The 25,927-nt window shown below is 65.8% G+C and carries 27 protein-coding genes and 1 tRNA gene; 13 read left to right on the top strand and 15 right to left on the bottom strand.

Annotation, left to right across the window (positions count from 1 at the left end):
• Positions 1–188: hypothetical protein (locus tag WBB14_RS02020; protein ID WP_424238349.1), on the bottom strand; the 188-nt coding region annotated here is incomplete at its 3' end.
• A gap of 508 nt (positions 189–696) precedes the next feature.
• On the opposite strand from WBB14_RS02020, the gene WBB14_RS02025 reads away from it, so the two are divergent.
• Complete coding sequence (locus WBB14_RS02025) at positions 697–1,251, top strand: hypothetical protein (RefSeq protein WP_424238350.1); 555 nt, start codon at positions 697–699, stop codon at positions 1,249–1,251.
• Positions 1,252–1,334: 83 nt separating this feature from the next.
• On the opposite strand, the gene WBB14_RS02030 is transcribed toward WBB14_RS02025, so the two are convergent.
• From WBB14_RS02030 to WBB14_RS02040, 3 genes are all read right to left on the bottom strand, one after another.
• Positions 1,335–1,411 (bottom strand) — tRNA-Pro (locus tag WBB14_RS02030).
• Positions 1,412–1,542: 131 nt separating this feature from the next.
• Positions 1,543–2,508, bottom strand: coding sequence for an octaprenyl diphosphate synthase (gene ispB, locus WBB14_RS02035; protein WP_424238351.1), 966 nt, complete (start codon positions 2,506–2,508; stop codon positions 1,543–1,545).
• Between the two features lie 192 nt (positions 2,509–2,700).
• On the bottom strand, positions 2,701–3,870 hold the full coding sequence (locus tag WBB14_RS02040) for a fumarylacetoacetate hydrolase family protein (protein ID WP_424238352.1): 1,170 nt from the start codon (positions 3,868–3,870) through the stop codon (positions 2,701–2,703).
• Positions 3,871–3,974: 104 nt separating this feature from the next.
• Here WBB14_RS02040 and WBB14_RS02045 point away from each other — a divergent pair, with 104 nt between their 5' ends.
• From WBB14_RS02045 to proB, 5 genes are all read left to right on the top strand, one after another.
• The gene (locus WBB14_RS02045; protein ID WP_424238353.1) at positions 3,975–4,733 is read left to right on the top strand and encodes an IclR family transcriptional regulator; all 759 of its coding nucleotides are present in this window, start codon (positions 3,975–3,977) and stop codon (positions 4,731–4,733) included.
• Positions 4,734–5,043: 310 nt separating this feature from the next.
• Positions 5,044–5,355 (top strand): 50S ribosomal protein L21, encoded by a 312-nt coding sequence (rplU, locus tag WBB14_RS02050; protein WP_006216228.1) that lies wholly within the window; start codon positions 5,044–5,046, stop codon positions 5,353–5,355.
• Positions 5,356–5,389: 34 nt separating this feature from the next.
• Positions 5,390–5,650 (top strand): 50S ribosomal protein L27, encoded by a 261-nt coding sequence (rpmA, locus tag WBB14_RS02055; RefSeq protein WP_006224659.1) that lies wholly within the window; start codon positions 5,390–5,392, stop codon positions 5,648–5,650.
• A gap of 191 nt (positions 5,651–5,841) precedes the next feature.
• The gene (gene obgE / locus WBB14_RS02060) at positions 5,842–6,978 is read left to right on the top strand and encodes a GTPase ObgE (RefSeq protein WP_424238354.1); all 1,137 of its coding nucleotides are present in this window, start codon (positions 5,842–5,844) and stop codon (positions 6,976–6,978) included.
• Positions 6,979–7,035: 57 nt separating this feature from the next.
• Positions 7,036–8,172 carry a glutamate 5-kinase gene (gene proB / locus WBB14_RS02065; protein WP_424238355.1) on the top strand — a complete coding sequence of 379 codons (1,137 nt, stop codon included), beginning with the start codon at positions 7,036–7,038 and terminating at the stop codon, positions 8,170–8,172.
• On the opposite strand, the gene WBB14_RS02070 is transcribed toward proB, so the two are convergent.
• A complete protein-coding gene (locus tag WBB14_RS02070; protein ID WP_424238356.1) occupies positions 8,141–8,851 on the bottom strand; it encodes a response regulator transcription factor in 711 nt (236 codons plus the stop codon). The genes proB and WBB14_RS02070 overlap by 32 nt on opposite strands.
• 79 nt (positions 8,852–8,930) lie before the next feature.
• On the opposite strand from WBB14_RS02070, the gene WBB14_RS02075 reads away from it, so the two are divergent.
• A complete protein-coding gene (locus WBB14_RS02075; RefSeq protein WP_424238357.1) occupies positions 8,931–9,383 on the top strand; it encodes a helix-turn-helix domain-containing protein in 453 nt (150 codons plus the stop codon).
• Positions 9,384–9,453: 70 nt separating this feature from the next.
• On the opposite strand, the gene WBB14_RS02080 is transcribed toward WBB14_RS02075, so the two are convergent.
• On the bottom strand, positions 9,454–10,017 hold the full coding sequence (locus WBB14_RS02080) for a SecDF P1 head subdomain-containing protein (protein WP_424238358.1): 564 nt from the start codon (positions 10,015–10,017) through the stop codon (positions 9,454–9,456).
• Between the two features lie 371 nt (positions 10,018–10,388).
• Here WBB14_RS02080 and thiC point away from each other — a divergent pair, with 371 nt between their 5' ends.
• Positions 10,389–12,302 carry a phosphomethylpyrimidine synthase ThiC gene (thiC, locus tag WBB14_RS02085; RefSeq protein ID WP_424238359.1) on the top strand — a complete coding sequence of 638 codons (1,914 nt, stop codon included), beginning with the start codon at positions 10,389–10,391 and terminating at the stop codon, positions 12,300–12,302.
• Positions 12,303–13,288: 986 nt separating this feature from the next.
• Here the strand turns inward: thiC and WBB14_RS02090 are convergent.
• The 7 genes from WBB14_RS02090 to gpmA all read right to left on the bottom strand — a co-directional run bounded on the left by WBB14_RS02090 (position 13,289) and on the right by gpmA (position 21,477).
• Positions 13,289–14,701 carry an FAD-binding oxidoreductase gene (locus WBB14_RS02090; RefSeq protein WP_424238360.1) on the bottom strand — a complete coding sequence of 471 codons (1,413 nt, stop codon included), beginning with the start codon at positions 14,699–14,701 and terminating at the stop codon, positions 13,289–13,291.
• Positions 14,698–15,417 carry a FadR/GntR family transcriptional regulator gene (locus tag WBB14_RS02095; RefSeq protein ID WP_424238361.1) on the bottom strand — a complete coding sequence of 240 codons (720 nt, stop codon included), beginning with the start codon at positions 15,415–15,417 and terminating at the stop codon, positions 14,698–14,700. Before WBB14_RS02095 ends, WBB14_RS02090 begins: the two co-directional genes overlap by 4 nt.
• Before the next feature lie 102 nt (positions 15,418–15,519).
• Positions 15,520–16,707: a diguanylate cyclase domain-containing protein gene (locus tag WBB14_RS02100; RefSeq protein ID WP_424238362.1), complete on the bottom strand. Its 1,188-nt coding sequence runs from the start codon at positions 16,705–16,707 to the stop codon at positions 15,520–15,522.
• A gap of 118 nt (positions 16,708–16,825) precedes the next feature.
• Positions 16,826–17,581 carry a HesA/MoeB/ThiF family protein gene (locus WBB14_RS02105; protein WP_424238363.1) on the bottom strand — a complete coding sequence of 252 codons (756 nt, stop codon included), beginning with the start codon at positions 17,579–17,581 and terminating at the stop codon, positions 16,826–16,828.
• Entirely contained in the window at positions 17,578–19,023 is a 1,446-nt protein-coding gene (locus WBB14_RS02110; RefSeq protein ID WP_424238364.1) for a S41 family peptidase, read from the bottom strand. Before WBB14_RS02110 ends, WBB14_RS02105 begins: the two co-directional genes overlap by 4 nt.
• A gap of 59 nt (positions 19,024–19,082) precedes the next feature.
• The gene (locus tag WBB14_RS02115) at positions 19,083–20,717 is read right to left on the bottom strand and encodes a peptidoglycan DD-metalloendopeptidase family protein (protein WP_424238365.1); all 1,635 of its coding nucleotides are present in this window, start codon (positions 20,715–20,717) and stop codon (positions 19,083–19,085) included.
• A 7-nt stretch (positions 20,718–20,724) separates the two neighbouring features.
• Positions 20,725–21,477 (bottom strand): 2,3-diphosphoglycerate-dependent phosphoglycerate mutase, encoded by a 753-nt coding sequence (gpmA, locus tag WBB14_RS02120; RefSeq protein ID WP_332013075.1) that lies wholly within the window; start codon positions 21,475–21,477, stop codon positions 20,725–20,727.
• 175 nt (positions 21,478–21,652) lie between these two features.
• Between gpmA and WBB14_RS02125 the strand changes: the two genes are divergently transcribed.
• From WBB14_RS02125 to WBB14_RS02145, 5 genes are read left to right on the top strand one after another with little or no spacing between them, the layout of a single operon-like run.
• The gene (locus WBB14_RS02125) at positions 21,653–22,075 is read left to right on the top strand and encodes a rhodanese-like domain-containing protein (protein ID WP_424238366.1); all 423 of its coding nucleotides are present in this window, start codon (positions 21,653–21,655) and stop codon (positions 22,073–22,075) included.
• 51 nt (positions 22,076–22,126) lie between these two features.
• Positions 22,127–22,384: a glutaredoxin 3 gene (gene grxC / locus WBB14_RS02130; RefSeq protein ID WP_332013073.1), complete on the top strand. Its 258-nt coding sequence runs from the start codon at positions 22,127–22,129 to the stop codon at positions 22,382–22,384.
• 37 nt (positions 22,385–22,421) lie between these two features.
• Positions 22,422–22,955, top strand: coding sequence for a protein-export chaperone SecB (secB, locus tag WBB14_RS02135; protein ID WP_013396659.1), 534 nt, complete (start codon positions 22,422–22,424; stop codon positions 22,953–22,955).
• A gap of 22 nt (positions 22,956–22,977) precedes the next feature.
• Positions 22,978–24,063 (top strand): NAD(P)H-dependent glycerol-3-phosphate dehydrogenase, encoded by a 1,086-nt coding sequence (locus tag WBB14_RS02140; protein WP_424238367.1) that lies wholly within the window; start codon positions 22,978–22,980, stop codon positions 24,061–24,063.
• A gap of 42 nt (positions 24,064–24,105) precedes the next feature.
• The gene (locus WBB14_RS02145; protein ID WP_059378192.1) at positions 24,106–25,098 is read left to right on the top strand and encodes a Bug family tripartite tricarboxylate transporter substrate binding protein; all 993 of its coding nucleotides are present in this window, start codon (positions 24,106–24,108) and stop codon (positions 25,096–25,098) included.
• Between the two features lie 72 nt (positions 25,099–25,170).
• On the opposite strand, the gene WBB14_RS02150 is transcribed toward WBB14_RS02145, so the two are convergent.
• Positions 25,171–25,641, bottom strand: coding sequence for a tRNA (cytidine(34)-2'-O)-methyltransferase (locus WBB14_RS02150; RefSeq protein ID WP_424238368.1), 471 nt, complete (start codon positions 25,639–25,641; stop codon positions 25,171–25,173).
• Between the two features lie 80 nt (positions 25,642–25,721).
• On the bottom strand, positions 25,722–25,927 hold a 206-nt coding region (locus tag WBB14_RS02155; RefSeq protein ID WP_424238369.1), incomplete at its 5' end, for a phosphoribosyltransferase family protein.

The following is a 25,927-nucleotide window of genomic DNA, read 5'->3' on the forward strand; positions in this document are numbered from 1 at the left end:
ATCACCTTATCCGACACCCGAAGAAGAAGCTTCGCATCGCTCACATACAAGGCAACTAGGTTTCCGCCTACAAAGTCTCCTTCCCCGGACAGGGCCAGACCCTCAGCCAATGAGGCGCTTTCCCGAAACGCCCCATCCATTTCATCCACATAGATATAACTATTATTAGTAAATCTCTTCAGTATCATCGCCACCCCCGATAAGCGTCATAAATCGCCAGAACTTACGTAGTGTTGGCCCCTTCCCTAAAGAGCCAGCGATTCGGCATCCTCGATTGCGGTTGCCCAATACCCGGTTCGGGATCATCACGTTAAGCCCTGAAGGTGATCAATACGAGCGCCAACTTCAGAGCCCTCGACGCCAGCATCGCGAGCAACTGCCGCAAAGCGTCGGCCGGCGTGCGTGCGCTCAGCAGGTACGACAGAACCGGCGCCCGCCGCGCCATCCGCCGACAACCAGATCTCGGATGTGATTTTGTTGTTCGCTGAACGTAGTCTGGCACGTCAAATTTTTCCTGGCGAGCCAACACTCCCTACAGCGCGCCTCAAGCTTTGCCGCGAATGACCGTTAATAACCATGGGCGGTTGGCGCCGCGCGTCAGGCATCCAAGGTAGATCCTCCCACCGCGGGTCCGCGAAAGGAGGATGGTGCATTAACAACGAAAGGCAACTGATGAAGACAGCATGGAGAGCAACGATGGCAATGATCGGCGTTGCCATACTGACCTCGGGATGCGCCCCGAAGAGCCCGTATCTGCCCAAGGAATACGATCCTGCGGTGAGCGCAAGGTTGCGGATCTATTTCGGCACTCAAACCACCATCATCCTGAATCGCACTTGCCAGGATGACATGCGTTCGTACAGCTTCGAAGCCAACGATCCCTTGGTCCGGGGATTCAGCAATACGGTGATCGGCATGCCCATGCCCGATATCGACGAGGAATACTATTCCGAATATGTCGTCACCGCGGGAATTCCGATCGACATCTACTCGCGCGGCGGCGGATCGACCCATCCCGACGCCATAGGCATGTCCATGTACCGCCGTCCCTTCGGCGAAGCGATCAGTGCAGTTCTTGAGCCGGGAAAAGATTACGAGACGCTCTACCAGCATCCCCATACCGTCTTGCGTGAGCTTGTCGTAGTAGACGGAGTGGTACGGACTAGGCCCGTCCCGGTAAAGAAGGCGGTGAAATGCGACAACGTCAAGGTAGAACCGCCCAAACCTCTGCCCATGGGCGGAAATTCCTAAGCAAGCACCGCGCAGCCCAAAACAAAAAAGACCCAATGGCCATTTGGCTAAAGGGTCTTCTGTCGGGTGTGACCACAAATTAGTGGTCGGGGCGAGAGGATTCGAACCTCCGACTCCTGCGTCCCGAACGCAGTACTCTACCAGGCTGAGCTACGCCCCGGTTACTTCAACTTCCTTGGCTTGGTTGCGCTCAGTGCAGCCAGGCCATCTTTCGCTTTCACTATCAACCGCCACGTTTCAGGCTACCGGGTTCCCCCACCTGGGTTACCCCAGATTTTCCGCCTAATTCGCTTAGCGATCTCTATTCACCGCGAAAGCGCAGAATTCTAACAGAGAATTTAGAAAAGGGGAAATGGGGTAAGCAGAAAGTGCTTTTCGGGCCAGATCGGCCTCGGCCACGGCGGCCTGGCGGGCGTGCTCCAGGGCGTCGGTGGCCTGGATGGCGGCGGCCACGGCGGCGAAGTCGGCGTCGCCGGTCTTGATGGCGTCGCGAATCAATTGCTGCTGTTCCGGGGTACCCACTTCCATCACGCGGATCAGCGGCAGCGTGGGCTTGCCCTCGCGCAGGTCGTCGCCGACGTTCTTGCCCAGGGCGGCAGCATCGCCGCTGTAGTCCAGCACGTCGTCCACCAATTGGAAGGCGGTGCCTACATGGCGGCCATAGGCGGCCGCAGCGGTTTCCTGCTCGGGCGTAGCGCCCGCCAGCACGGCGCCCACCTGGGCGGCGGCCTCGAACAGCTTGGCGGTCTTGTAGCGCACGACTTGCAGGTAGCGTTCCTGCGAGACGTCCGGGTCGTGCACGTTCAGCAGCTGCAGCACCTCGCCTTCGGCGATCACCGTGGTGGCTTCGGACAGGATGCTCATGACGCGCATCGAGTTGGCTTCCACCATCATCTCGAAGGAACGCGAATACAGGTAATCGCCGACCAGCACGCTGGCGGCGTTGCCGAAGACCGCGTTGGCGGTGTCGCGGCCGCGGCGCAGGTCGGATTCGTCCACCACGTCGTCGTGCAGCAGCGTGGCGGTATGGATGAACTCGACCACGGCGGCCAGCAGCTGGTGGTGCGTGCCCTCGTAGCCCAGCGCGCGCGCCACCATCAGCACCATGGCCGGCCGCATGCGCTTGCCGCCCGCGCCAATGATGTAGTCGCCGATCGTGCGGATCAGGACCACTTCGGAATTCAGCCGCTCGCGAATGACCGCGTCGACGGCTTTCATGTCGTCTGCAATGGGGGCAACAAGCTCGGGGAGATTCAAGACGTTTCCGGGAGAGTGAAACGAGCCGTGGCGCGGACGCGTGCCGGCTCTTACCGCTGGGCCCGCCGCAGAGGGCGGGGGATTCGACCAAGGATTATACGGGGAGTGACGGACGTGAGCCGTCATCCGGGCAGAATCGCCAGCGGGGGTGGCGCCCGGTGCGCCCCCTGCCCGGCGCCGCCAGCTGGGGGATCAGGAGCCGCGCCGCGGCAGACCGCGCTCGGCCAGGTTGGCGTAGAGCGCGCGCACCCCGAAGGTCCAGGGTTCGATCTCGGTGGCCAGCCGAACTTCGTTGACCAGCGCCCCCAGGCGCTCGGAGGCGATCACGACGCGGTCGCCCAGCTTGTGGGTAAAGCCAGTGCCCGGGCCCATGCGGTCCTGGGTGGGCGAGAACATGGTGCCCAGGAACAGCATGAAGCCGTCCGGATACTGGTGATGCCTGCCGCAAGCCTGGCGCACCAGGTCCAGCGGATCGCGGCTGATCTCGCGCATGTGGCTGACGCCGTCCAGCTCGAAGCCGTCCAGGCCCTCGATGCGCAGGGAGACGTCGGCCTGGCGCACGCTGTCCACGGTGTAGCCGCCGTCGAACAGGCGGATGAAGGGTCCGATGGCGCAGGAACCGTTGTTGTCCTTGGCCTTGGTCAGCAGCAAGGCGCTGCGGCCTTCGATGTCGCGCAGGTTGACGTCGTTGCCCAAGGTGGCGCCGACGACTTCGCCGCGGCTGTCCACCGCCAGCACGATCTCGGGTTCTGGATTGTTCCAGCGGGATTCAGGCAGCACGCCGATCCGCGCGCCGGCTCCCACCGACGCCATGGGCGGTGCCTTGGAGAATATCTCGGCGTCCGGACCGATGCCCACCTCGAGGTATTGCGACCACTGGCCGCGCTGGGTCAGTTCTGCCTTCAGCCTGGCCGCTTCCGGCGAACCCGGCCGCAGGCGGGACAGGTCGGAGCCGATCAGCGCCTGCATGCGGACGCGGATTTCCTCGGCACGGCTGGCGTCTCCGCCCGCCTCTTCCTCGATCATGCGTTCCAGCAGGCTAATGGCAAAGGTGACGCCCGCCGCCTTGACGGGTTGCAGGTCGCAGGGCGCCAGCAGGCGCAATCCATCCTGACCCGCCAGGCTGGCGGCCATCAGAGTCCGCACGTCGCCCAGCGACTCGCCGGCGACGCTGGCCGCCAGCGCCACGCGGTCGGGGCGGTCCAGCAGGTCCGCCATGGTGGGCGCGGCGGCGGTGATGTCGATCACCTCGCCTTTGCGCACCGCCACCACGCTGGGACCATTGACCGGGCCCGGCCGCCACAACCGCCCCACCAGCAGCGCCTGCTCCAGATCGGCAGGCAGCGTCTTTGCTGCGTCCATGGGTCTCCTCGCCTTGTTCGAATGATGTGCGGGGCAGTCTAGGAGACTTCCATTATCATGTCCAATATCCTGAATTTATGTCCAATATATTGGACAATCAGCTCATGACCGCCGAATACGACGTCCCCGCCATCCGCCGCACCCACGACATCCTGCGGGTGCTAGCCAGCCGCCGCGCGCCCGTGAAGGCATCGGAACTGGCAGAGACCTGCCAACTCGCCCGCAGCACGCTATACCTGCTGCTGGATTGCCTGGAACAGCGCCGCTGGATCGAGCGCCGCGACGGCGGCTACGTCATCGGCATTGAGCTGATGGCGCTGGGCTACGCCTATCTACGCCAGGATGGCCTGCAAACCGCCTTTCAGGCGGCGGCCGGCGCCTTCGTGGCGCGGCACAACGAGGTGGTGCAGTTGGCAACACTGGACGGGTTCGACGTGGTCTACCTCGCCCGCGAAGACGCGCGCCGCCCGGTGCGGCTGGTGTCGGACCTGGGCCTGCGTCTGCCCGCCCACGCCTGCGCGCTGGGCAAGGCGCTGCTGGCCAGTCTGCCGCCAGAGGAACTGGACGCCCGTGCGCCCGATACGCTGCCGCGCGTCACGGAGCGCAGCCTCGCCACGCGCGCCGCGCTGGACCAGGAACTGGAACAGGTGCGCAGCACCGGGCTGGCGCAGGATCTGGAGGAAGTGGCCACTGGCCTGGTCTGCTTTGCCGCCTATGTAGGCATGACGCCGCTGGGCAAGCGGGTGGCCGTCAGCACCTCCATCCCCACCGACCGGCTGGACGAGGCGCACCGCCACGACGTCATGGCAGGGATCCGGCTGGTGGCGCGCGACATCGCCCTGCGAGTGATCCCGGGCGCTTGAAGCGCGCACGCCACACCTAAGCCCTTAGCCTGCAACAGCTTTTTGACTTTCTGAAAGTCCCGGGCTAATATCCCGGATTCGGTCAGCAATGCCCGAATTACGTCGGTTGCATTTGCGTCACCCCTCTGGGTGCAAAGGTAGGCTTTAGACCCGGTCTTGAATCCGGTTTTGAACCTTCCCCGAGCATCAAGGCCTTTTTTCTTCCGCCAGACTCTGGCGCCAGGAGACGAAAGCGCCCGCCAGAGCGGCAATCCCGCCCAGCAGGGCAGGCAGCGCGGATGAACCCATTTACCTATTTAAGGAACACCCCATGTACGCGGTCGTAAAAACCGGTGGCAAGCAGTATCGCGTTGCCGCTGGCGAAAAACTCAAGATAGAACAGATACCGGCAGACATTGGGCAAGAAATCACCCTGGACCAAGTGCTGTCCGTGGGCGAAGGCGACCAACTGAAAGTTGGCACGCCCCTCGTCTCCGGCGCTGTGGTCAAGGCAACGGTTCTTGCGCAAGGCCGCCACGACAAGGTCAAGATCTTCAAGATGCGCCGTCGCAAGCACTATCAGAAGCGTCAGGGCCACCGTCAGAACTACACCGAAATCCGCATCGAAGCCATCACGGCTTAAGAAGCGACTCGGTACCACTTAGCAGGAGCTAAACATGGCACAGAAAAAGGGCGGCGGCTCTACGCGAAACGGACGCGACTCAGAATCAAAGCGTCTGGGCGTCAAGACCTTCGGCGGTGAATTGATTCCCGCTGGTTCGATCATCGTGCGTCAGCGCGGTACGCGCTTCCACGCTGGCGTGAACGTCGGCATGGGCAAGGACCACACCCTGTTCGCGCTGGTCGACGGCAAGGTTCAATTCGGCTTCAAGGGCGCATTGAACAAGCAAACCGTTTCGATCATCGCTGCCGAGTAATCGGACAAGCACGGTCAGAGCTCGCGGTTCGCCGCGAGCTCGAACGGTAAAAGCCCTGTCGCATGCGGCAGGGCTTTTTTTGTTTTAAGCTTTTTTGTTTTCAGGCAGCAGCCGGAAGTCTCCCGCCCCTGCCTCCTGGCGGCTCCCAATAACGGGTCTCCGCCCCAATACCTACTACACGCACGGACACCATGAAATTCGTAGACGAAGCCACCATCGAAGTCGTCGCCGGCAAAGGCGGCAATGGCGTGGCGAGCTTTCGCCGCGAAAAATTCATCCCCAAGGGCGGCCCGGACGGCGGCGACGGCGGACGCGGGGGCACCATCTTCGCGGTGGCCGACCGCAACATCAACACCCTGATCGACTTCCGCTACGCGCGCCTGCACCGCGCCAAGGGTGGCGAAAACGGCCGCGGCTCGGACCAGTACGGCGCGGCCGCTCCCGACATCACGCTGCGCGTGCCGGTCGGCACCATCATCCATGACGCCGAAACCGGCGAAGTCCTGTTCGACCTGAACCAGCACGAACAAAAAGTCGTGCTGGCCGCCGGCGGCCAGGGCGGCATGGGCAACATCCACTTCAAGTCCAGCCTGAACCGCGCCCCCCGCCAGTGGACGCCCGGCAAGGAAGGCGAACACCGCTACCTGCGCATGGAACTGAAGGTGCTCGCCGACGTGGGTCTGCTGGGCCTGCCCAACGCCGGCAAGTCCACGCTGATCACCCGCATTTCCAATGCGAAGCCGAAGATCGCGGACTACCCCTTCACCACGCTGCACCCCAATCTGGGCGTGGTGCGGACCTCGCCGTCGCGCAGCTTCGTCGTGGCCGACATTCCCGGCCTGATCGAAGGCGCCTCCGAAGGCGCCGGCCTGGGTCACCTGTTCCTGCGCCATCTGGCACGCACCCGCGTGCTGCTGCATCTGGTCGACGTGTCCACGCCGGATCCCGACGCCGATCCCGTCGAGCAAGCCGTCGTCGACGCGCGCGCCATCGTCGAAGAACTGCGCCGCTATGACCCCGAACTGGCAGCCAAACCGCGCTGGCTGATCCTGAACAAGCTGGACATGGTGCCCGACCCCGAAGACACCAAGCGCCGCTTTCTCGAACTCTACGACTGGAACGGTCCGGTATTCGGCATTTCCGGCCTGTCCGGCGAGGGCACGCAAGACCTGCTCTACGCGCTGCAGGACTACCTGGACGCCGAACGCGAAAAGGAACACCTGTCGCAAGACCAGGCCAACGACAACTATGTGGCGCCGGACCCGCGTTTCGACGACAAACGTTCGGACGCCGACCAGCGCCCGGCGCCGCGCGGCGACGACGAATAAGCCATAATCGCAGTCCTTACGATTACGCCTTTTTTCTCGCCGCAGCCGGCCGCCATCATGTCAGCTGAAACACCCGCCGTTTCCGTCGTCACCAACGCCCAGCGCCTCGTCGCCAAAGTCGGCTCGTCGCTGGTCACCAACGAAGGCCGCGGCCTGGACCGCGCCGCCGTGGCGCACTGGGCCGCGCAGATCGCCGCCCTGCACAAGCAGGGCAAGCAGATCGTGCTGGTTTCCAGCGGCGCCATCGCGGAAGGCATGGCGCGCCTGGGCTGGCGCAAGCGCCCCTCGGTCATGCACGAACTGCAGGCGGCCGCAGCCGTAGGCCAGATGGGCCTGTGCCAGGCCTATGAGGCGGCTTTCGCCGAATACGGCCTGCGCACCGCCCAGATCCTGCTGACGCACGAAGACCTGGCCGACCGCCACCGCTACCTGAACGCGCGCAGCACGCTGTTCGCGCTGCTGCGCCTGGGCGTGGTCCCGATCGTGAACGAAAACGACACGGTGGTCACCGACGAAATCCGGCTGGGCGACAACGACACCCTGGGCGCGCTGGTCACCAACCTGATCGAAGCCGACACGCTGATCATCCTGACGGACCAGCGCGGCCTGTACGACTCCGATCCGCGCAAGAACCCCGAGGCGAAATTCATGTCGCACGCCCAGGCCGGCGACCCGGCGCTGGAAGCCATGGCTGGCGGCGCCGGCAGCGGCATCGGCACCGGCGGCATGCTGACCAAGGTGCTGGCGGCCAAGCGCGCGGCGCATAGCGGCGCGCATACCGTCATCGCATCCGGCCACGAGCGCAACGTGCTCACGCGCCTGGCCCAGGGCGAATGCATAGGCAGCGAATTGCGCGCCGTGTTGCCTGTGTGGTCCGCGCGCAAGCAATGGCTGGCCGATCACCTGCGCCTGCGCGGACGCGTGGTGCTGGACGACGGCGCCGTGCAGGCGCTGCTGCGTGAAGGCAAAAGCCTGCTGCCCATTGGCGTGACCGAAGTGGAAGGCGAATTCGGCCGCGGCGACGTGGTCGCCTGCGTGGATGGCCAGGGCCGCGAATGCGCCCGAGGCCTGATCAATTACTCATCGGTCGATACTCGCCGCATCCTGCGCCAGCCTTCGTCGCAGATCGCGCGCATCCTGGGCAGCATGACCGAACCCGAGCTCATGCATCGGGATAACCTGGTAGTGCTCTGAAGCCCTGCCCTCTCGCGGCGCCCTCGGGCAGCAAGATATAACCCCATCCCCGCACCGCGAGCACGGGCAGGTCGATATTGAGACGGCGCGCCTTGCTGCGCAGTCGCGACAACAGCACATCCACCCGCCGCGCCCCATCCAGGGAATTGCGCGCGCCGGCCGGGAAGAAGCATTCCCGGCGCAGGCAGTAGCCCGGCGCGTTCAATAAGCGGACAAAAAAAGCCCGCTCCGTTACCGTCAACGGCAGGAACTCCCCAGCCGGCCCGGCCAGCGCGCCGGCGTGCGGATCGAGCCGCCAAGGCAAGGCGACGGCCGGCGCCCGCCGGCACAGATTGCGCAGTAGAGCATCCCATTCCAGCGTTTCCATGCCTGCGGGGGTACAGACGTCCGCGCCCGCATCCAGCGCAGCGATGCGATCGGACGCGCTTGCGGCCACGGCCTGCCACAGCACCGCCGCGGCTGGCGCCGCCCGGCGCAGCATGGCGATAAGGCCCGGCACGCCCTGCATACCTCCCAAAAGTACCAGGGCATCGGCGGCTTGGGCCTGCAAGTGTTCCAATAGCCCGACGGACGAATCGAACACGCTGGCCTGCCAACGCAACAGACGCAAGGCCTCGGCGAAATCCTCACCCGCCGTTTCGTCTAGCCGTATGACGAAGACGCTGCCTCGTTGCTCCATGCGCTCACCTTTGATAAATATCACTTAAGTAATATTTATAACCACCAAAGCGCGCGACCAGCAAGCTTCAATCGCCGGTGTGAAAACATTCTCAGACCGACTGAAGCATGCGCGCCTGCTGCGTGGCCACACGCAGAAGGACCTCGCGCGTCTGGCCCGCATTTCGCAAAGCGCCATCGGCAGCTACGAAAGCGGCCTGCGACACTCAAGCCGCTCAGCGCGCAAGCTGGCACAGGTTCTGAAGGTCGAGGCCGAATGGCTGGAAACCGGCAAAGGCCCCATTGAACTCCCCGTGGAAGGCTACGACCTCAGCAACACCCTGCCCGCGCCTGGCGTGGCGGAACCGCCGCCACGCCCTGGCGCCCGACCGCGTCCCCTGGCGCCCTGGCCCTTCCCCAATATTTCGCCTTCGCAGTTCGAATCGCTGACGGCAGACGACCGCCTGATCCTTGAATCGATCACGCAGGCCTACATCGAAAAGACTATCCTGGTCCGCCGCGGCGCCAAGACGCGCGGCCGCAAGCTGGGCTGAACGCGGGCCGTCTTTCTTGCAGACGTTAAAAAGCCCGGCTATGCCGGGCTTTTTTTGTCGCTAGCTTCGCTCAGGGCTTGGCAGCGGGCGCCGGAGCAGCGCCGCCAGCCGGCGGCGGAGTGCCAGCGTCGCCGCGGATCTTGGCGGCGATTTCCGAGGCGGCCTGGGCCGAGGCCACGCCGAAGGCGAGGACGCCGCGGTTCAGCGGTTCGCCGATGAGCGGGGCGGCGACCAGTTCCTGGTCGATCACGAGCGCCAGCATATTGCCGACGTTCTTGGTGCTGACGTCATTGAGCTTGCGGGCGCCAGCTTCCGAGAAGCGCAGGCCGACGAAGTTCTGACCTTGGCGATCGACCAGCGCGGCGGCGTCGGTGAGGTCGGCGCGCGTCAGGACAGGCACGGACTGCATGTAGAGCTTGCCGTCGGGCAGCGCGATTTCGCGCAGGCCAGTACCGGGCTGCTTCTGCGCCAGATAGAAGTCCACGGACGCCGCGGCGGCGGGCTTGGAGGCCTCCTGGCCAGCTTGCGGCGCGGCGGTGTCGCCGGACGTCTTAGTCGGGGCGGTCTTGCAACCCGCTAGCGCCAACGTCACAACTACCAAGGCGGGCGCCAATTTGCGTAGGGTCAGTTGCATGCTCGATTCCTTCTTAAGTGGACTAAGACCAGGCCACTTCTCCATGGCCGGTAATAGGGAAAAGTGTACCGAACCTGAATGACAGTGTCGCCCCAGTCTGAATCCAAATGTAAAGCGGTAATACCAGCTGCCGCCTGCACCGGCCATCGCGACGCAGCAGCCGCGCGATTCGTCGGAACGCGCGCCAGCCTCTATACTTCGCTTTCGCGCAGGGGTACTCGTCCCGCCTTCATGGCCGGACGTGTTGAGAGAGTCCCTTCGTACCAGTACGGATAATGCCGATGCTGGGAGCCGTATTCCCGCCATGCGTCTTTGCGCGCGCGGCGGGAATTCCTTCCCGATCGGCTCCAACCACTCGCTTGGAGCTTTCCATGAACGCCAATCCCAAATTCCTGGCCGCTACCGCCGAAGTCGACGCGGCGGCCGTCGCACCGCTGCCCAAATCCCGTCGCGTGTATGAAGTGGGCTCGCGCCCCGACATCCGCGTGCCGTTCCGCGAAATCGAGCAGGACGACACGCCGACGATGTTCGGCGGCGAGAAGAATCCGCCCCTGACCGTCTATGACTGCAGCGGCCCCTACACCGACCCCGAAGCCAAGATCGACATCCGCCGCGGCCTGCCCGAACTGCGCCGCGGCTGGATCGAAGAGCGCGGCGACACGGAAGTGCTGTCCGGCCCGACCAGCGACTACGGCAAGGAACGCCTGACCGATCCCAAACTGACGGCCATGCGCTTCGACCTGCAACGTCCGCCGCGCCGCGCCAAGTCCGGCGCCAACGTATCGCAGATGCACTACGCCCGCCGCGGCATCATCACGCCGGAAATGGAATACGTGGCGATCCGCGAAAGCCTGCGTCGTGAGCACTATCTGCAGACGCTGCGCGACAGCGGCCCCGATGGCGAAAAGATGGTGAAGCGCCTGCTGCGCCAGCACCCGGGCCAATCGTTCGGCGCCGCCATTCCCGCCGCCATCACGCCCGAGTTCGTGCGCGACGAGATCGCGCGCGGCCGCGCCATCATTCCGGCCAACATCAACCACCCGGAAGTGGAGCCGATGGCCATCGGCCGCAATTTCCTGGTGAAGATCAATGCCAACATCGGCAACTCCGCAGTCAGCTCGGGCATCGGCGAGGAAGTGGAAAAGATGACGTGGGCGATCCGCTGGGGCGGCGACACGGTCATGGACCTGTCCACCGGCAAGCACATCCACGAAACGCGCGAATGGATCATCCGCAACTCGCCCGTGCCGATCGGCACCGTGCCGATCTATCAGGCGCTGGAGAAAGTGGACGGCAAGGCCGAGGACCTGACCTGGGAGATCTTCCGCGACACGCTGATCGAGCAGGCCGAACAAGGCGTGGACTACTTCACGATCCACGCGGGCGTGCGCCTGCCCTTCATCCCGATGACGGCCGACCGCATGACCGGCATCGTCTCGCGCGGCGGTTCGATCATGGCGAAGTGGTGCCTGGCGCATCACAAGGAGAGCTTCCTGTACGAGCGCTTCGAGGAGATCTGCGAAATCATGAAGGCCTACGACGTCAGCTTCTCACTGGGTGACGGTCTGCGCCCGGGTTCGGGCTACGACGCCAACGACGAGGCGCAATTCGCCGAGCTGAAGACGCTGGGCGAGCTGACGCAGGTGGCGTGGAAGCATGACGTGCAGGTCATGATCGAAGGCCCGGGCCACGTGCCGATGCAGATGATCAAGGAGAACATGGAGCTGCAACTGGAACACTGCCACGAGGCGCCGTTCTACACGCTGGGTCCCCTGACCACCGATATCGCCCCCGGCTACGACCACATCACGTCCGGCATCGGCGCGGCGCTGATCGGCTGGTACGGCACGGCAATGCTCTGTTATGTGACGCCCAAGGAGCACCTGGGCCTGCCGAACAAGAAGGACGTGAAGGACGGCATCATCACGTACAAGATCGCAGCCCACGCGGCGGACCTGGCGAAGGGCCATCCGGGCGCGGCGATCCGCGACAACGCGCTGTCCAAGGCGCGCTTCGAGTTCCGCTGGGACGACCAGTTCAACCTGGGTCTGGATCCGGACACCGCCAAGGAATTCCACGACGAGACGCTGCCCAAGGATTCGATGAAGGTGGCGCACTTCTGCTCAATGTGCGGGCCGCATTTCTGCTCGATGAAGATCACCCAGGACGTGCGGGATTATGCGGCGGCTCAGGGGGTTAGTGAGAAGGAGGCGTTGCAGAAGGGGATGGAGGAGAAGTCGATTGAGTTCGTTAAGAAAGGGGCCGAGGTTTATCATCGGCAGTGATGTTCTTGCTGCGTCTGTTTTGAGTTCTTGAGACGCACGGCGCGGCAGCGGCCTGCCGGGTGCGGGGCAACGATTGCGGTCCGGAGCCTTCGCTCCGGACTGCCCCGTCGTCATCGTCGTCCAGGCCTGCGGCCTTCCCTTCCGATTCCCTCGGGCTTATCGACGCCCCGCACCCGGCAGGCCGCTGCCGCGCCGTGCTCTTTCTATTGAATCTTCACGGACGCAGGGACGAGCAGTGTGCTTGGCGTTCTTGCCACCGGTGGGGGTGGGCGAGGATCTTGCGGGGCCCGCCCCCGGCCGGCCGCGCGGGCGGCCTTTGGGGGCTTACGCGGTGTCTGGCGTCAGATGATGACGCTGCGCGCTGATGACGATCACATCGAACGGATGAAATGCTTACAGGCATGCCCATAAGTTGCCGCACATGTCGCACTAACCCATCATCGACGCATGCAGATCATGATGCGATGCTGAAAATTCGCCATTTCAACTCCGCCGCCGGATGGGCGGCGCGCGCGAGAGGATCTGCGTGCGCAAGCCACTACCCATCGCGCGCCGCCCATCACCGCCCCTCCCCCAAAACGGCGACAACCACTAGCAAACCACCCGCCGCATTCGCGCCAGCGCAGCCATCGCGACGCACACTAGCGCGTATGCCGATTACGGCCGCCCGGGCGGCCGTAATCGGCGGGCCCCGCAAGACTCGTCACTAACCACGGCTCTAACAGCGCAACAGACCGAGACGCAAGTAGCACGGCGGCGCGGGCGGCATGGCGGCGAGCAACCTCGATGCGCCCGGGGGAATCGGAAGGCAGCCGCCGCAGGCGGCAACGACGATGACGAAGGGGCAGTCCGGAGCGAAGGCTCCGGACCGCAATCGTGGGCGCTCGCCGCCATGCCGCCCGCGCCGCCGTGCGGCCTACGAAGCTCTGTTCACGCGTACCAGCGAACACCCCACGAAGCTCCGCTCAAGAACGCCCCAACAGAAACTACAGCAGCTTCCCAGGATTCATAATCCCCGCAGGATCCAATACAGCCTTGATCTCCCGCATCAACCGCAATTCCAGCGCATCCTTGCTATGCAGGAAATGATCCCGCTTCAACTGCCCGATCCCGTGCTCAGCAGAAATGCTCCCGCCGTAACGATTGACCTCGTCCAGCACCACGTCCGTGATCGCCGCCCCATGCACCGCCACCCAGTCGCGGTCCGCGCCCGCCGGCCGCGACAGGTTGTAGTGCAAATTGCCGTCGCCGAAATGGCCGAAGATGAAGGGGCGAAGGTCCGGGTATAGCGCGCGCACGCGGGCTTCGGCGGATTCCATGAAGTCGGGGATGCGTTCGATCGGCAGCGACACGTCGTGCTTCAGGTGCGGGCCGTCGGCGCGCTGGGCTTCGGAGATTTCCTCGCGCAGCTTCCACAGCGCCTGCAATTGCGCCAGCGATGCGGACACGGCCGCGTCCAGGCACAGGCCGCGTTCCAGCGCCGTGCCGATCACGTTTTCCACCAGACCGTTCAGCGCGGCCTCGTCGGCGGTATCCGCCAATTCCACCAGCACGTAAGCCGGATAGCGCTGACCGAACGGCTCCTGCACGCCCGCGGCGTGTGCCAGCACCAGGTCCAGGCAATCGCCCGAAAAGTATTCGAACGCTTGCAGGCGCGCGCCGCACTGTTCGAACAGGATCTCGAACAGCTGCAAGGCCTGCGCCGGCGACTCGACGGCGGCCAGCACTACCGAGCGCACGTCGGTACGCGGGAACAGACGCAAGGCGACGGCGGTGATGACGCCCAGCGTACCTTCGGAGCCGATCAGCAACTGCTTCAGGTCGTAGCCGGTGTTGTCCTTGCGCAGCGTGCGCAGGCCATGAAAGATTTCACCCGTGGGCAGCACGGCCTCCAGGCCCAGTACCAGTTCGCGCGCCATGCCGTAGCGCACCACGTTCACGCCGCCGGCGTTGGTGGCGACGTTGCCGCCGATCTGGCTGGAGTCTTCCGCCGCCAGGCTCAGCGGCAGCAAGCGGCCCGCGTCCTGCGCGGCGCGGCGCAGATTGCCGAGGATGGCGCCGGCCTCGGCCACCATGGTGTTGGCGATGGTATCGATGGATCGCACGGCGTTCATGCGATCCAGGCTGAGCACCACGTTGCCTGCGCTGCCGTCCGGCGTGGCGCCGCCGCACAGGCCGGTGTTGCCGCCGCGCGGCACCACCGGCACGCCTGCCTGCTGGCACAGCGCCAGGCAGGTGGCGACCTCGGCGGTCGTGCGCGGGCGCACCACGGCCTGCGCGCGGCCTTTGTACAGGCCGCGCCAGTCGGACAGCCAGGGCGCGATGTCGGCCTCGGCAGTGATGACGGTGTCGGGGCCCAAGGCCTGGACCAGGCGTTGCGTAAAGTCGGATGCGCTCATGATGTCAGCCTTGCGGCGGGAGAGAGTAGATCGAGTTGAAGGCGGCTGGCCGCCTGTTGCAGATGGCGGGCGGCGGCATGCCGCGCCCGTTCGGGATCGCGCGCGCGGATGGCCTCGAACACGGCCACGTGCTCCTGGTGCACGGCAGCCGTCAGCCCGGCCTGCAGGCGGCTATTGCTGCGCGCGGTGCTGACGGCCAGCCTGAGTTGCAGGTTCAGGTACTGCAGCAGGTCTTGATAGCAACTATTGTGGGTAGCGGCGGCGATGGCGCGGTGGAAGGCGATGTCATGCTCCACGCCCCGCTCCGGATCTTCCAGATGCGACTCCAGGTCGTCCAGGGCGCGCGCCATGGCGGCCAGGTCGGCGTCGTCGCGCCGCAGCGCGGCCAGCGCTGCCGCGCCGCCTTCCAGCTCCATGCGCAATTCGTACACGCCGGCCAGCTGCTTGCGGTCCACGGCGATGCCGGCGGACAACTGGAAGCCCTGCGCGCCGGTGCGCGACAGCACGGTGCTGCCGGAACCCTGGCGGCTCTGGATCAGGCCCTGGGCGCGCAGGCGTTCGGTGGCCTCGCGGATGACCGCGGCGCTGACGCCGTATTGCTCCGCCAGCACACGGCCCGCCGGCAACTTGGCGCCCACGGGATAGGCGCCGCCGGCGATGTCGGCGGCGATCTGGCGGGCGACCTGTTCGGTCAGGGTGAGGCTCTTGGTCAACATCAAAGGATTATAGGCACACTTCTCAGGTTATCTGATAACTTTTGAGAAACCAGTCGCGAAAATCCGGGATCAGGTCTTGCAGGCTGCCGCAGGCGGCTTGGTTCAGGCCGCTGCGGGTTCCCCGTCCAGCAGCGTCTTCTCGGTCTCTTCCGCCCCTGCCACCGCGCAGCAACGGCCGCCCTGCGCCTTGGCGCGATAGAGGGCGGCATCGGCGGAATGCAGCGCCGCTTGCGGGCTGCGGTTGGCGCCGGACACGATGGAAATACCGATGGACAGGCCCACGCTGACCCGCGTGCCATCCGCCAGCGTAATCGGCTGGGAGGCGTCATGCAGCAGATGTTCGCCCAGCTTCAACGCGGCCGTGGCGTCGATGCCGGTCACCAGCACGATGAACTCGTCGCCGCCGATCCGCGCCGCCACGTCGTCCACCCGCAGCATGGAGCGCATGCGCTGGGCGATGGTCATCAGCACCTGGTCGCCTGCGGCATGGCCGTAGGTGTCGTTGATGAGCTTGAAATCGTCCATGTCCATGTACAGCAACGCCGCCGAGCTGTCGTGGCCGCGCGCGCTGGTGCAGACGCGCTCCAGCGCGGCCTGCAGGCCGGCGCGGTTGGCCAGGCCGGTCAGCGCGTCTTCGCTGGCGCGGCGCTCGCTGTCGCGCTCGGCCAGCATGGTGGACACCAGGATGCGGTTAAGCCGGTGCGAGGCGATACTCATGCTGACCAGATAGAACGGGATCTGGATGAAGACGATGGCCGTGACGTATTCGCCGGTGAAGGCCGCGCCCAGGCACATCGGTCCCAGGCTCAGGAAGATCATGGCGCCCACCAGCCGCGGCGCGCCGTAATTACGGAAGCAGATACCGCCGGCCATGGCGCCACAGGACACGCCGGCCAGGGTGGCGGCCAGCCAATCGCCATTGATGAACGTGACGAAGACGCCGTAGCCCACGCTGAACGCCCACAGCAGCGCCAGCAGGATGTAGATGTCGGTATGGGTGTTGCCGCCCTTGGGTGCGGCGCGCAGGGCGGACCGCAGGATCAGGACGCGAATCAGCGCCAGCACCACCTCCATCCCCAGCCAGGACAGGTACAGCGGCTCGGGGCGGCGCCAGGCGACCACGCCGGAGATCATTAGGGTGTTGATGACGCCGCCGGCAAAGATGGGAAGCGTGCCGAACAGGCTGGCGATCAGGGCCGAGCGGATGTCCGCGGGGGTATCGTGCCCGGAATGCGTCAACCAACGCGTCAGGCGCCATTTGGGCAAGCTGAACTTAAGTGCTGTATCCACGCGGTCACGTCCCTGGCCGTCCACCCGATTTCAGGTAGGCTGGCTGGCGTTATAGCAGGTATTTCAAGCCTTTAATATTGTCCGCGGGGCCAATCCAGGCCATCGGATCAGTATCGGATCAGTGCCCGCGATGCCCGCAGACGGCGCACTCGGGGTCGCGTTGGACGTTGACGCTGCGCCATTGCATGGTGCGCACGTCCAGCCACAGCAGGCGGCCGGACAGGCTTTCGCCCACGCCGGACAGCAGCTTGAGGGCTTCGGCGGCCTGCATGCTGCCGATGATGCCGACGACCGGGGCGAACACGCCCATCGTGGCGCAATTGGCCTGCTCGACGTCGTCGCCTTCCGGGAACAGGCAGTGGTAACAGGGCGCGTTGCCGTCGCGCAGGTCGTAGACGCTGACCTGGCCGTCGAAGCGGATCGCGGCGCCGGACACCAGCGGTTTGCGATGCTGCACGCAGGCGCGGTTGATGGCGTGGCGGGTGGCGAAATTGTCGGTGCAGTCCAGCACCAGGTCCGCCTTCGCGACGGCGTCGGACAAGGCCTGGCCTTCCAGCCGCTCGACGCGGGCGTGGACTCGGGTCTGCGGATTGAAGGCAGCCAGCATGTCGCGTCCCGACTCGGCCTTGTGGCGGCCGACGCTGGCGGTGGTGTGCAGGATCTGGCGTTGGAGGTTGCTCAGCTCGACGATGTCGTCGTCGGCCAGGGTGATGTCGCCCACGCCGGCAGTGGCCAGGTAGAGCGCGGCGGGAGAACCCAGTCCACCCGCCCCCACGATGAGCACACGCGCCGCCAGCAGTTTCTCCTGCCCTTCTATTCCCAGCTCGTCGAGCAGGATGTGGCGGGCGTAGCGCAGCAGTTGCTCGTCGTTCATTTGTCCTTGCTGGGCTCGACTCCGGTCGGCGTGATCTTCATGCGCTGGGGCGTGCCGCCGCCGGCCTTGGCATCGGCCTTGGCCTGGGCGCGAGCCGATCCCTTCTGCACCGGCTTGCCGGCCAGCACGTTCAGGGCCTGCTGCAGTTGGAAGTCGTCCTTGCCGCCGAATTCGAACACCTTGGTCGGCACGTCGGCGTTGTCGTCGCCGCCGCTGGACTTCACTTCGTTGGCGGTCTGCTGGTTGGACAGGTGGCGCTGCAGGTCGGCTTCGCGCGGCAGGCGGAACAGGTCGCCTTCGGCCGTGTCGGCGACGACGTAGTCCGGTTCGATGCCGGTGGCCTGGATGGAGCGGCCGCTGGGCGTGAAGTAGCGCGAGGTGGTGAGCTTGACCGCGGTGGTTTCGGACAGCGGCAGGATCACCTGCACCGAGCCCTTGCCAAAGGTGCGGTTGCCCAGGACCTTGGCGCGCTTGTGGTCCTGCAGCGCGCCGGCCACGATCTCGGAGGCCGAGGCGGAGCCCACGTTCACCAGCACCACCATCGGCACGGTCTTGGTCCAGGCAGGCAGGCCGGCCAGATAGTTGCTTTCGCCGCGGGCGTACTCCGACGGCGTGGCCAGGTACTTGTGGCGGGCGTCGGGAGTGCGGCCGTCGGTGGTGACGACCACCGAGTCGGGCGGCAGGAACGCGCCGGACACGCCGATGGCGCTGGTCAGCAGGCCGCCCGGGTCATTGCGCAGGTCCAGCACCAAGCCCTTGGGGGCTTCCTTGGCGCCGAGGTCCTTCAACTGCTTGGCCAGGTCGGCGCCGGTCTTTTCCTGGAACTGGGCGACGCGCACGTAGCCGATGCCGTTGTCCAGCATCTTGCTGCGCACGCTGCGCACCTTGATGACGTCGCGCACGATCTTCAGCACGATGGGCTGCGGGCGGTCGGCGCGCATGATGGTCAGCGTGATCGGCGACTTGGGCGCGCCGCGCATCAGCTTGACGGCGTCGTTGAGCGTCATGCCCTTGGTGGGCGTGTCGTCGATCTTGATGATGAGGTCGCCGGCCATCACGCCAGCGCGGGCGGCGGGCGTGTCTTCGATCGGGGAGATGACCTTGACGAAGCCGTCTTCGGCGCCGACCTCGATGCCCAGGCCGCCGAATTCGCCTTGCGTGGCCGTCTGCATTTCGCGGAAGGCATCGGCGTCCAGGTAGGCGGAGTGCGGGTCCAGGTTCGACACCATGCCGGAGATGGCGTTGTCGATCAGGGTCTTGTCGTCGACGGCTTCGACGTAGTTGTTCTTGATGGCGGCGAACACGTTGCTCAGTTGCCTGAGCTCGTCCAACGGCAGGGGACTGCCGCGCTGGGCGACCGCGGTCACGCCTACGCTGAGCAAAACACCAGCCACCGCACCGATGGCAATCAGACCGAAACCGCGAAACTTACGAGTGCCCATGCACACTTCCCGAATTTTGTTTTCGCCGATGGGGTTTGGTAATTACCAACGACATCAATCTACTGCGCCAGCCATTGTGCCGGATCCACAGGAGCGCCACGATGGCGAATTTCAAAGTATAGGCCGGATTCCACTTGGCCGCCGGTTGCCCCTACCGTAGCAATAGTATCGCCACCCGTCACCGAATCACCCACCCGTTTGAGCAGACTTTGGTTGTAAGCATAGACGGTCAGGTATTGCTGCCCATGATCCACAATGATGAGGTTGCCAAAACCGCGCAGCCAATCGGCGTAGACCACCGTGCCGGGGGCCACCACCTTGACCGGCGTGCCTTCGGGCGCGCGCAGCACCACCCCGCGCCAGACGCCGCCATCCGGACGGTCGACCCCGAAGCGCCCCTGCACCTGGCCGCGCACCGGCATGGACAGCCCGTGGCGCAGGCCGTTGCCGCCGCCCACCGGCGCGGCGCGGGCGGTCTGGGTTTGGGTCTGCTGCGCAGGCTCGCTACGGCTTGGAGCGGGATTCTCCTGTACAGGTTCCGCCTTTTTGGGCGGATCTGCGGGTTTAACCTGAGGTGGCGGCTCACCGGTAGTCAGACGGGACTGTTTCTGCTCGGCAGGACGCAATCCGGCGGCATCCGGGTCGGCCACGGCGACGGGGCCGCGGTTCTGCCGCGACGCGGCTTCGACCTGCTCGCGCGCCTGGGCCGCATCGCGGGCATCCCGCTCGCGTTTGGCGTTGTCGGCAGCCAGCTTGGCGTTGTCGGAGGCGACCTTGGCCTTGTCGGCGGCGAGCTTGCGGTCGGCCTCGGCCTGCTTGCGGGCATCCTCGGCGGCGCGGCGCTCGGCGTCGGCGCGCTTTTTGGCTTCCTCGGCGGCACGGCGGGCTTCTTCCGCCCGGCGCACTTCCTCGGCCCGCTTGCGCGCTTCCTCGGCCTTTCGGGCGTCCTCGATCTGCTTGGCGATGGCCGCGTCCAGATCGGTGATGAGCCGCGACAGGCGCTGGTCGTCGCGCCCCAGCTTGTTGGCTTCGGCGCGCTGGGCGGCGATCTGCCCCTCCAGCTGCGCCAGCAGCGTGGCGCGCTCTTTCTGCTGACCGACCAGCGCGGTCTTCTGCTCGGAGGTTTCGGCCACGACTTTTTCGATTTCAGCCCGGCGGGCGTCGGCGCGCCCCTGCAGGGCGGCCAGGCGCTCGATGTCCTCGCGCAGGGCCTGCACCGCGCTGGCGCGGGCCTGCGAGACGTAATCCAGATAGCCCAGGTTGCGCCCCAGCACCTGCGGGTCGTCGCCGGACAGCAGGGCCGTCCAGGGCGACAGGCCGCTGGTGTATTGGGTGCGCAGTTGCTCGGCCAGTTCGGTGCGGCGCTTGGCCAGCACCACCTGCTGCGTGCCGATCTGCTTTTCCAGGCCAGTCAGGTCGGTCTGCGCCTGGCGGTTGGCCTCGGCCAGCTCCCGCAGACGCAGGTTGATCTTGGAAATGGCCGACTCGGACTGCTTGAGCCCGTCGGCCGCTTCCTTGCGGGCAGCCTCGCGGTCATCGATGTCCTTTTGCAGGTTCTCGATGCGGTCGCGCAAGGCGGCCTGCTGCTTTTCCGCGTCGGACTGGCGGCCGGCAAGGTCGTTGGGCGCGGCGCCAGCCGACAACGCCCCACCGGTCAGCATGACCGCCAACAACAACCCTGCCGCGCGACGCATAGAAATATCAGTCCTTCTTAGCCTTGCCCTGGGCCGCCACCGCAGCCATGGCCGCCTCGATCTCGGCGGCATCGCCCAGATAATAGTGGCGGATCGGGCGCAGGTCATCATCCAATTCGTAGACCAGCGGCTGGCCGGTAGGAATGTTCAGGTTGACGATGTCTTCGTCCGAGACGTTGTCCAGGTGCTTGATCAGGGCGCGCAGGCTGTTGCCGTGGGCGGCGATCAGGACATTGCGGCCGGCGCGGATGGCCGGGGCGATGGATTCGTTCCAGAACGGCAGCACGCGCTCCACCGTGTCCTTCAGACATTCGGTGGCGGGCAGCTGGTCGGCCGGCACCTTGGCATAGCGCTTGTCGAAACGCGGATGGCGTTCGTCGTCCAGCGCCAGCGGTTCCGGGGCGATGGCGTAGGCGCGGCGCCAGATCAGCACCTGCTCGTCGCCGTACTTGGCGGCGGTTTCGGCCTTGTTCAGGCCTTGCAGCGCGCCGTAGTGGCGTTCGTTCAGGCGCCAGGTCACGCCGACCGGGGTGTACATGGCGTCCATGGCGTCCAGGGCGATCCACAGGGTGCGGATGGCGCGCTTGAGCAGCGAGGAGTAGGCCAGGTCGAAGGTAAAGCCCTCTTTCTTGAGCAGCTCGCCAGCCTTGCGGGCCTGTTCGCGGCCGGTCTCGGTCAGGTCGACGTCGGTCCAGCCGGTGAAGCGGTTTTCCAGATTCCACTGGCTTTCGCCGTGGCGCATCAGAACGAGTTTGTGCATGATTTGGGACGCTTGTAACGCGGGTTAAAGTGAAGGAATGCGGTGAAGGAATGCGCTCATTTTATAATTGAGCGATTTTGCCCTTGATTTTGCCCCGGCGCACCCGCCCATTTCCGTGGCGCGGCGCTTCAGGGTTCGCCTATACCAGGCTAGTCGCCGCACTTCAGGATGCCCCGTGGACCTTTTGCAATTCTTGATCGATAAAAACAACGTCTTCATTGTCGCCGTTGCCGTGATTTCCGGCGTGATGCTGGCCATCCCCGCCCTGCGCAAAGGCCGCAGCGGTTCGGCCGTGAGCACGGCCGAGGCCATCCAGATGGTCAATCAGCGCCAGGCCGTCTGGGTCGACGTGCGCCCCGCCGAGCAATTCCAGGCCGGCCACATCGCCCAGGCGCGCAACGTGCCGGCTGCCGACCTCGAGCAGAAGGCCGCCTCGCTGCCCAAGAACAAGCCGCTGGTCGTGGTTTGCGACAATGGCCGCGATTCGGCCCGCGCCGCCGCCAAGCTGCGCACTCAAGGATTCGCCGACGTCGTGCCGCTGGATGGCGGCATGCGCGCCTGGTCGGCCGCCAACCTGCCGGTGACCCAGAAGGGTTGAAGCCAGGGGCCGCGCCCCCATCTACCTATTCTTGTACCCCCAGGAGCGCCTATGAACAAAGTCGTCATGTACAGCAAGGACTATTGTCCCTATTGCGCCCGCGCCAAGGCGCTGCTGGAGCAGCGCGGCGTGACGGATCTGGAAATCATCCAGATCGACCGGGATCCGTCCCAGCGCGAGGTCATGATCGAACGCACCGGCCGGCGCACCGTCCCGCAGATCTTCATCGGCGATACCCATGTCGGCGGTTGCGACGACCTGATGGCCCTGGACCGCTCGGGTGGCCTCGCCCCCATGCTGGCCAGCTGAACTCCCTCTTTTGCCCCTCCCACCAACGGAAACACTCATGGCTGATCAAGACCAAAACACCCAGCAAGAAGGCGGCAACGACGCGCCCTCGTTCAATCTGCAGCGCGTCTACCTGAAAGACCTTTCGCTGGAAATGCCGAATGCGCCCCACGTCTTCCTGGAGCAGGAAGCGCCCCAGGTCGAGGTGAGCATCACCGTGGGCGGCCAGCGCCTGGCTGAAACCGTGTTCGAAACCACGGTCACCGTCACGGTCACCACCCGCATCAATGAAAAGGTCGTGTACCTGGTCGAAGGCACGCAAGCCGGCATCTTCGAAGCCGCCAACATCCCCGAAGAGCAGCTCGACCCGCTGCTGGGCATCGTCTGCCCGACCATGCTGTACCCCTACCTGCGCGCCAACATCGCCGATGCGATCACCCGCACCTCGATGCCGCCGCTGCACCTGACCGAAGTGAACTTCCAAGCCCTGTACGAACAGCGCCTGGCCGAACTGCAACAGCAGCAAGGCGCCGCCAACGGCAACGGCAGCGACTCGGGCATCATCCTGCCCCCCGGCGCGACCCGCCAGTAAGGCAAGCCGCGGCGTGCCCCCCATGAACAATCCCGTTGTGCCACGCCTGCGCGTCGCCGTCCTGGGTGCGGGAAGTTGGGGCACCGCGCTGGCGGCGGCCGCCAGCCGCCGCCACGACACCGTACTCTGGGCGCGCGATGCCGCGCAGGCGGCCGACATGGCCGCCACGCATGAAAACGCGCGCTACCTGCCGGGCATCCCGCTGCCCCAGGCACTGAACATCTCCTCCGATCTCGACGCCACGCTGCGCGGCCTGCAAGAAGACGGCGCGCGCCGCCTGATCGTGCTGGGCGTGCCCGTGGCCGGCCTGACCGCCATCTGCGGCGAGCTGTCCCGCCGGCTGCCCGCGCTGGGATTGCAGGACACCCCCATCGTCTGGACGTGCAAGGGCTTTGAAGCCGACACGGCCAGGCTGCCCCACGAAATCATGCGCGAGGCCCTGCCTGGCGCGACCGGCGGCGCATTGTCGGGCCCCTCGTTCGCGCGCGAAGTCGCGCAGGGCCTGCCGGTGGCGCTGACCGTAGCCAGCGACAACCCGGCCTTGCGCGATGCCACCACCGCCGCCTTCCATGGCGCGGCGCTGCGCGTGTATGCCAGCACCGACCTGGTCGGCGTGGAAGTGGGCGGCGCGCTGAAAAACGTGATCGCCGTCGCCTGCGGCATCGGCGACGGCCTGGCGCTGGGCACCAATGCCCGCGCCGCGCTGATCACCCGCGGCCTGGCCGAGATGACCCGCTTCGGCGTGGCGCTGGGCGCCCAGGCCGAAACTTTCGCCGGCCTGACCGGCCTGGGCGACCTGGTGCTGACCGCGACCGGCGAGCTGTCGCGCAACCGCCGCGTGGGCCTGGAAATCGGCGCCGGCCGCAAGCTAACCGACATCCTGGCCAGCGGCATCACGGCCGAAGGCGTGCGCTGCGCGCGCGCTGCGCTGGACCGCGCCCGTGCCATCGGGGTCGAACTGCCGATCACCGAGGCCGTCTGCGCCGTGCTGTTCGAGGGCGTGGCCCCCATGACGGCCGTATCCGCCCTGCTGGCGCGCGACGCCCGCTATGAAAGCGTGGCGGGCGGCGGCCAGCCGGACGCGGCGCCGGATCGACAGTCCAACTGATTCGCCTAACAACAAACACCACGCACCGAGGAGACATCCTTCATGACGCAAGCCCGCAAGTTCCGGGTCGGCCCGCTGCTACGCGGCCTGTGCCTGAGCCTGGCCGCCATCCTACCGGCCGCCGCCCACGCCGACTGGCCCGACCGCCCGATCCACATGGTCGTGCCCTTCCCGCCCGGCTCGTCGCCCGACATCCTGGCGCGGACCATCTCCGAACCGCTGTCCCAGGCGCTGGGCCAGCCCATCGTGATCGACAACAAACCGGGCGCCGGCGGCAACATCGGCACCCGCATCGTGTCGCAAGCCAAGCCGGACGGCTACACGCTGCTCTACACGATCAACGGCCCGCTGGTCACCGCACCCACGCTGTACAAGAAGACGCTGGGCTACGATCCGCTGCGCGACCTGCAGCCGGTGTCGCTGGTGGGCACCAGCCCCAACGTGCTGGTCGTGCCCAGCAGCCTCAAGGTCGATAACGTCAAGGACTTCGTCGCGCTGGTGAAGGGCCGCGGCAATTCGCTGAACTACGGCTCCGTCGGCCCGGGCAGCTCGGCTCACCTGGCGATGGAAATGTTCAAGGAAAGCGCGGGCGTGGACCTGGCGCACATCCCCTATTCCGGCTTCCCGCAGGTGATTTCCGCCATCATCGGCGGCGACGTCCAGGCCGGTTTCATGGTGCCCGCCATCGCCGTGCCCCAGGCGCGAGACGGCAAGGTAAAGCTGTTGGCCGTGACCAGCCTGCAGCCCAGCGAGGCCTTGCCCGGCGTGCCGACGATGGCGTCGCAGGGCTATCCGGACTTCGAAGCCATTTCCTGGAATGCCGTGCTGGTCCCGGCCGGCACGCCCACGCCCATCGTCGAGCGCCTCAACAGCGAGCTGGCGCGCATCATCGGCAGCGATGCGGTGCGCAAGCAGCTGGCGCTGCAGTACTTCACGCCCGCGCCGTCCACGCCTGAAGCCCTGACCGCCCGCATCAAGAACGAAAAAGCGCGCTGGGACCAGGTGATCGAGAAGCTGAATCTGTCGCTGGACTGATTACAGGACCGCTAGTGGGTCAAGCGCGATAGGTAGCGGGGCTTTTGCCCCGCGTTTCTCGCGCGACTCCCGTCACACGCCCCCTTCATACCCCTGCTGCCGCCAGGCCTCGAACACCGTCACCGCGACGGCATTGGACAGGTTCAGGCTGCGCTGGCCGGCGCGCATGGGCAGCCGCAGACGCTGCTGGGGCGGGAACATCGCCTGGTGTTCGTCCGACAGGCCCGCCGTTTCACGGCCGAACACGAACACGTCGCCCGGCTTGAAGCCGATATCCGCCACGCTGCGCTGTGCGTGCGTGGTCAGCGCGTAGATGCTGGAGGGCGCCGCGCCGGTATCGGCCAGGGCCTCCTGCAGGGTGTCATGCACGCGGACGGGCTGCCATTCGTGGTAGTCCAGCCCGGCGCGGCGCATGCGGGCGTCGTCGAGCTCGAAGCCCAAGGGGCGGACCAGATGCAGTTGCGCGCCCGTATTGGCGCACAGGCGGATGGCGTTGCCGGTATTGGGCGGAATTTCAGGACAGACGAGGATGACGTGGAACATGGCGCTAGAGACTCGGGACGGCTTGCGGCGGGAAGATCGCCGCACACCTGGAATTGTCGCCGATTTGACCGCGGGCAGACTCAGGGCGTGCGCGCGGCGACCAGCACCGTGACGCTCGCCGCGCCCGCGGCCACCAAGGCGGCGGCAGCGGCGTTGGCCGTGCTGCCCGTGGTCATGACGTCGTCCACCACGACCAGGTGCCGTCCGCGCACCTCCCCTGCGCAATAAAACAGGTCTTGCGCGCCGAGCCGGCGGGCGCGGCGGCCCTGGGCGGTCTGCCTGGGCG

Origin of the sequence: Achromobacter sp., assembly GCF_049647645.1 — a bacterium.
Taxonomy (GTDB): Bacteria; Pseudomonadota; Gammaproteobacteria; order Burkholderiales; family Burkholderiaceae_B; genus Achromobacter.